Origin of the sequence: Kitasatospora sp. MY 5-36 (assembly GCF_001182915.1) — a bacterium.
Lineage (GTDB): Bacteria > Actinomycetota > Actinomycetes > Streptomycetales > Streptomycetaceae > Kitasatospora.
Genome location: NZ_LFVW01000702.1, coordinates 1 through 5,647, shown reverse-complemented (window position 1 = coordinate 5,647; position 5,647 = coordinate 1). Strand labels below are relative to the sequence as shown.

Annotated in this window: 4 protein-coding genes; all 4 read right to left on the bottom strand. The window is 73.8% G+C overall.

Going from position 1 to position 5,647, the window contains the following annotated elements:
- The coding region (locus tag AE652_RS34020; RefSeq protein ID WP_049658698.1) for a hypothetical protein at positions 1-601 on the bottom strand (601 nt) is incomplete at its 3' end.
- A 194-nt stretch (positions 602-795) separates the two neighbouring features.
- Positions 796-3,366, bottom strand: coding sequence for an ABC transporter permease (locus AE652_RS34015; protein ID WP_049658696.1), 2,571 nt, complete (start codon positions 3,364-3,366; stop codon positions 796-798).
- 16 nt (positions 3,367-3,382) lie between these two features.
- Positions 3,383-4,171 carry an ABC transporter ATP-binding protein gene (locus AE652_RS34010; protein ID WP_049658694.1) on the bottom strand — a complete coding sequence of 263 codons (789 nt, stop codon included), beginning with the start codon at positions 4,169-4,171 and terminating at the stop codon, positions 3,383-3,385.
- 325 nt (positions 4,172-4,496) lie between these two features.
- Positions 4,497-5,051, bottom strand: coding sequence for an NADPH-dependent FMN reductase (gene ssuE / locus AE652_RS34005; protein WP_049658692.1), 555 nt, complete (start codon positions 5,049-5,051; stop codon positions 4,497-4,499).
- Positions 5,052-5,647 lie beyond the last annotated feature (596 nt).

Here is a 5,647-nt window from a genome sequence, read left to right as displayed (position 1 = left end):
CGCCGTCCGCCCGGGCCTGCGCCCAGAGGCCGTACACCGGGAAGGCCACGGCGACCACCAGCAGCAGGACGCCGAGGGCGCGGCGCAGCACGGGCGGGCCGTCCCGGTGGACGGGCGAGGGCCCGCCGGCGGCGCTCCAGGGATAGGGGACGGGCGGGGCCATCAGCTCGTCCAGCTGCTGGCGGGCGCGGCGGCGGCCGGACTCGGCGCCGAGCAGGACGGCGGTGAGCAGCACGTGCAGCAGCACCGCCGACCAGCGGGCGACCGGGGTGACCAGGCCCTCCGGGAGGTACCAGAGCAGCGCCAGGACGACCGGCGGGACGAGCACCCGGACCCGGGCCCTGGTGGCCAGCAGGACGATCTCGGCCAGCACCGACCAGCCGGCCAGCCCCGAGCCCCAGGTGTCCCGGCAGACGTTCTGGACGTTGCACCGGCCCACGTCCGGCTCCACCGCGCCGGCCAGGACCACGAACGCGAGCGGCACCAGCGCGAGCCAGCGGCCGTCCAGCCGCCAGGCGGTCCGGGCGGCGCGCCAGCGGGCGGCGGCCGCGCTGGTGAGGGGCGCTGCGCTGGGCAGGGGCGGGGCGTCCGAGGGGAGCATCGGACGATCATCCCAGCACCCGGGAAACGGACGGTACGCCCGCCGGACCGGCCCGGACCTGCGGGGGCGGGGCACGGCGCAGGGGCCGGGTGCTGTGCGCACCCGGCCCCTGTCCCCCGTGCCCCCGGTCCCCCGTGGGTCCCCCCGTTCCCCCGTTCCCCCGTAGTCCGGGCCCGGCGCCCCCCGGCGCCGGGTCAGTCCGTCGCGATGGCCGCGAGGACGTTCATGCGTCCGGCCCGGAAGGCCGGGACGAGTGCGGCGAACAGGCCGATCAGCACCGAGGCGACCAGCGTGACCGCCACCGTGACGGTCGGGACGGAGAGCGTCCCGAGGCCCTGGTCCCGCAGCACCCGCTGGGCGGTGACGCCCCAGCCGAGGCCCAGTCCGGTGCCGAGGACGGCGCCGAACACCGCGATCACCACGGACTCCAGCCGGATCATCCGGCGCAGCTGGCGGCGGGAGAGCCCGATCGCCCGCAGCAGGCCGATCTCGCGGGTCCGCTCGACCACCGACAGCGCCAGGGTGTTGACCACGCCGAGCACCGCGACCGTGATCGAGAGGGCGACCAGCCCGTAGATCAGGTAGAGCAGGGTGTTGATCTGGGACTGGGCGAGCTCCTTGTAGCCGGCCCGGTCCTTGATGGTGAGCTGCGGGTACTCCTTCAGCCCGTCCTCCAGCGCGGTCAGCATCCGGTCGACGTCGGCGCCCTGGGAGGCCTTGGCGAAGAAGGTCCACACCGGCGGCTGCTCGGCGGACGGGACGACCTTCTCCATGGTGTCCATGGCCACGAAGGAGCCGTCGCCGAACAGCTCGCCCTTGCCGAAGACCGCGCCGACCGGCACCGTCTGGGTGCGGCCCTGGCCGTAGTCGACGGTGACCTGGTCGCCGACCTTCAGGCCGTGGTCCTTGGCGAAGGCGGCGCCGATGCCCAGCGAGCCGCGCTGGAGCGAGTCCACCGCACCGGAGTCGACGGTCGGCCGGAAGTCGGTGCCGAAGAAGGACGGCGGCACGGCGGTCAGCGGGGTCTTGGCCTTCTGCCCGTCCGGCAGCTGGACCCTGGCGGCGAAGAACCGCTGGGTGGTGACGTGGTCGATGCCCGGGGTCTTCCGGACCGCGTCCATCATCTCGGGGGTGATCGCGGTACGGCCGCCGGAGACGATGTAGTCCGCGCCCACCGACTTGTCGATCTGCGCGCTGGTCGAGGTGACGGCCGAGGAGCTGAACACCGCGGAGGCGATCACCAGCGCCAGGCCGATCATCAGCGCGGCGGCGGTGGCGCCGGTGCGGCGCGGGTTGCGCATCGCGTTGCGCTGGGCGAGCCTGCCGGACGGGCCGAACAGCGCCGGCAGCAGCGCGCCGAGCACCCGGACGACGGCCGAGGCCAGCAGCGGGCCGAGCACCACGAAGCCGATCAGGGTGAGCACCACGCCCAGGCCCAGGTACCGGCCGCCGGTGGCCGCCTTCTCCGCCCCCGCGCCGAGCACCAGGACCGCGCCGCCGCCCGCCGTCAGCAGCAGGCCGAGGCCGGTGCGGACGAGGTTGGCCCGGGCCTCCGCCGGGGTGCCGTGGTCGCGCAGCGCGGCCATCGGCGAGATCCGGCTCGCCCGGCGGGCCGGGAACCAGGCCGCGACCAGGGTGACCACGATGCCCAGCGCGTACCCGGCGACGAACACGTCCGGCCCGATCTGCAGGTCGGCCGCCTCCAGGTCCATGCCGATCGCGGTCATCAGCTTGATCAGGCCGACCGCCACGCCCAGGCCGGCCGCGACCCCGAGGGTCGAGCCGAGCACGCCCAGGATCAGCGCCTCGACCAGCACCGAGCGGTTGACCTGCCGCCGGCTGCCGCCGATGGCGCGCAGCAGGCCGATCTCCCGGGTGCGCTGGGCGACCAGCATCGAGAAGGTGTTGACGATCAGGAAGGCGCCGACGATCGCCGAGACGAAGGCGAAGCCGAGCATCGCGTACTTCATGAAGCCGAGGCCCTTGCCGACCTGCTCGCTGCGGTCGGCCTTCTGCTCGGCCGCCGTCTTCACCTGGTACCCGCCGCCGAGCCGGGCCAGCGCGTCGGCCTTGAGCCGGTCGTCGCCGCGGCTGCCGTCGCCGTACGCCTCGACGGTGCTGAAGGCCGGCCCGCCGAGCAGCGCCTGCTGGGCGGTCGGGGTGTCCAGGAAGCCGAGCGCCGCGCCCGGGTTGGTGGTGGTGAAGGTGCCGATGCCGACGATGGTGAAGTCGTGCCGGCCGAGGGGGTTCTCGACCCTGAGCGTGTCACCGAGGGCGAGCTTGGCCTTCTTCACGGTGTCCGCGTCCAGCAGCAGCTCGGTCGGCCCGCGCGGCGTGTGGCCGGAGGTGACCTTCAGCGGGTTGCCCGGGGTGTCGGTCCAGTTGCCGAGCAGGGTGGGCGCGCCGGTGGTCGGGCCGACCAGCTTGTTGGTGGCCGGGTTGATCATGACGGCGTTCTCGACCAGGACCTGGCCGACGGCGCTCTTCACCCCGGGCAGCGCGGCGACCTGCCGCTCCAGCGCGACCGGGACGGTCGGCGGCTTGACGGCGGCCTGCTGCTCCTCGTCCTCGGCCGGCTTGGGCGGCTGGACCGAGACGTCGGAGGAGGTCGCGGCGAAGAGCTTGTCGAAGGTGCCGGTGGCGGTGTTGGAGAACACCAGGGTGCCGGAGACGAAGGCCACCGACAGCACGACGGCGATGAGCGAGAGCGCCATCCGGCCCTTGTGGGCGAGGAAGCTCCGCAGTGAGGTCTTGAGCAGCATGATGGTGTCGTCCCGCCGCTCAGCTGGTGCGCTTGCCGTCGAAACGGCGCATGCGTTCGAGGACGGAGTCGGCGGTGGGCGCGTACATCTCGTCCACGATCACGCCGTCGGCGAGGAAGAGCACGCGGTCCGCGTAGCCGGCGGCGACCGGGTCGTGGGTGACCATCACGATGGTCTGGCCCAGCTCGTCCACCGAGCGGCGCAGGAAGGTCAGCACCTCGGCGCCGGACCGGGAGTCCAGGTTCCCGGTGGGCTCGTCGCCGAAGATGATCTCGGGCCGGGCGGCCAGTGCCCGGGCCACCGCGACGCGCTGCTGCTGGCCGCCGGAGAGCTGGGCGGGGCGGTGCTTGAGCCGACCGGACAGGCCGACCGTCTCCACCACCTGGTCCAGCCAGGCCTGGTCGGGCCTGCGCCCGGCGATGTCCATCGGGAGCGTGATGTTCTCCAGCGCGTTCAGCGTCGGGAGCAGGTTGAAGGCCTGGAAGATGAAGCCGATCTTGTCGCGCCGGAGCCTGGTGAGCTGCTTGTCCTTCAGGCCGGTGATCTCGGTGTCGCCGATCCGGATCTGCCCGGAGGTGACCGTGTCGAGGCCCGCCAGGCAGTGCATCAGGGTGGACTTGCCGGAGCCCGACGGCCCCATGATCGCGGTGAACCGGCCGCGCTGGATGTCGACGTCGACCGCGTCGAGAGCGGTCACCCTGGTCTCACCCGAGCCGTACGCCTTGGTGACCTGACGGGCCGACGCGGCGACGGCGGGCGCCCCGCCGGGAAGCTGGGGGTCGTACACGGCTGCTGCTGCCGTCGTCACTGGGACACTCCTAAGGAAGATGCGCTCACCCGTTGGCCCCCAGCCTCACGGGCCCGCCCGCCGCGCGACATGGCGCGGGCGGTAGTCCTCGACCGGGAGTTGTCTCCACCCTCCCGGTGGACCTGGCCACCGGACCCGGCGCAACCGGGCCGCTTCCTGGCGGGGGGGGATGTGTGAACCACGTTAGGAGTCGGCGGCGGAGCACTCGTCATCCGCCGGAATGAAGCCTCTCAACCAAGGTTCTACGGGCCACGGAGCGGCTCCCCCTAGGGGTCGCCGCGGCCCGTCTCGGGGACGCCCCGTACGGGCCGGCGGCGACGGTCCGTCAGCTCGTCAGCGCGGGTGCGGCCAGCCGCTCCAGGGCCGTGGCGAAGCCGTCCACGACCGGGGCCAGCAGCGTCTCGGTCTCGCGCTCCACCAGGGTCGTCCCGTCCTCCCGGGCGGTGATGTGGCGGTCGAGCACGAACCAGCCCTGGGTGATGTGGCCGGCGCCCATCGAGCTGAGCACCGGGCGCAGCGCGTAGTCCACCGCGAGGACGTGCGCGGGCGAGCCGCCGGTGGCGAGCGGCAGGACGGCCTTGCCGGCCAGGGCGTACTGCGGGAGCACGTCCAGCAGGGCCTTCAGCAGGCCCGAGTAGGCGGCCTTGTAGACGGGGGTGCCGACGACCACGCCGTCGGCGCGGGCGAACAGCTCGGTGACGGCGACGATCTCGGGGTGGTCGAAGTCGCCCGACAGCAGCGCGTGCGCGGGCAGGCTGCGGGCCTCGAAGGGGACGACGTGGTGGCCGCGCTCCGCCAGCCGCGCGTCGACGTGGCGCAGCAGGCGGGTGGTGCGGGAGGTGGCGGACGGGGAGCCGGAAACGGACAGGACGACGGCCATGGGTTTCACCTCTGGCTGGAAGCGGGGCGGCGCGGTGCGGCGGAGTGCGGCGGCGGGGGAAGGCGCCGCGGTGGGGGCCGGTACCGGGGGCGGTGCGGGGGGGGCGTTGCGGGGCACCGGGGCGCTACGTCGGCGGACGTGCGGGGCCTGCGGGGAGTACGGGGACCCGACGGGCGCGTGTCAGCCGCGACAGAGCGAACAGGCCACACCGCGCCGCAGGTCGACGTGCCGCCGACGCGTGAGTGCCCAACGCTGATCCATGCCTGGAATGCAAACACGCTGTGTTCGAGCTGGTCAAGAAACGTTTCAGCCGCTGGAACGGCGGGTGTCCGGATGTTTCGGCGGAACGATTCGGGGCGTGCATCAAAACTGCTACAAGAGGCCTGGTGGGCCCCCCGGGGGGAGTCAGCCCGACCGGGGTCGGGCATCCTCGTCGGCATGAACACGTGGCAGGAGGGCCGCCCGGGGGGCGGCGGGAACCCGTACGGCGGCAGCGGTGGAGGCGGCTCGGCCGAGCCGCCGCTGCCGTCCTCGCTGAACCCGCGCGGGCCGGGGGCGGCCGCGCCACGGCAGCTGCGACAGCCCGGGGGGCAGCC

Coding starts and splice junctions, on each gene's coding strand:
- ssuE (WP_049658692.1), bottom strand. CDS start 5,051: ATGGCCGTCGTCCTGTCCGTTTCCGGCTCCCCGTCCGCCACCTCCCGC.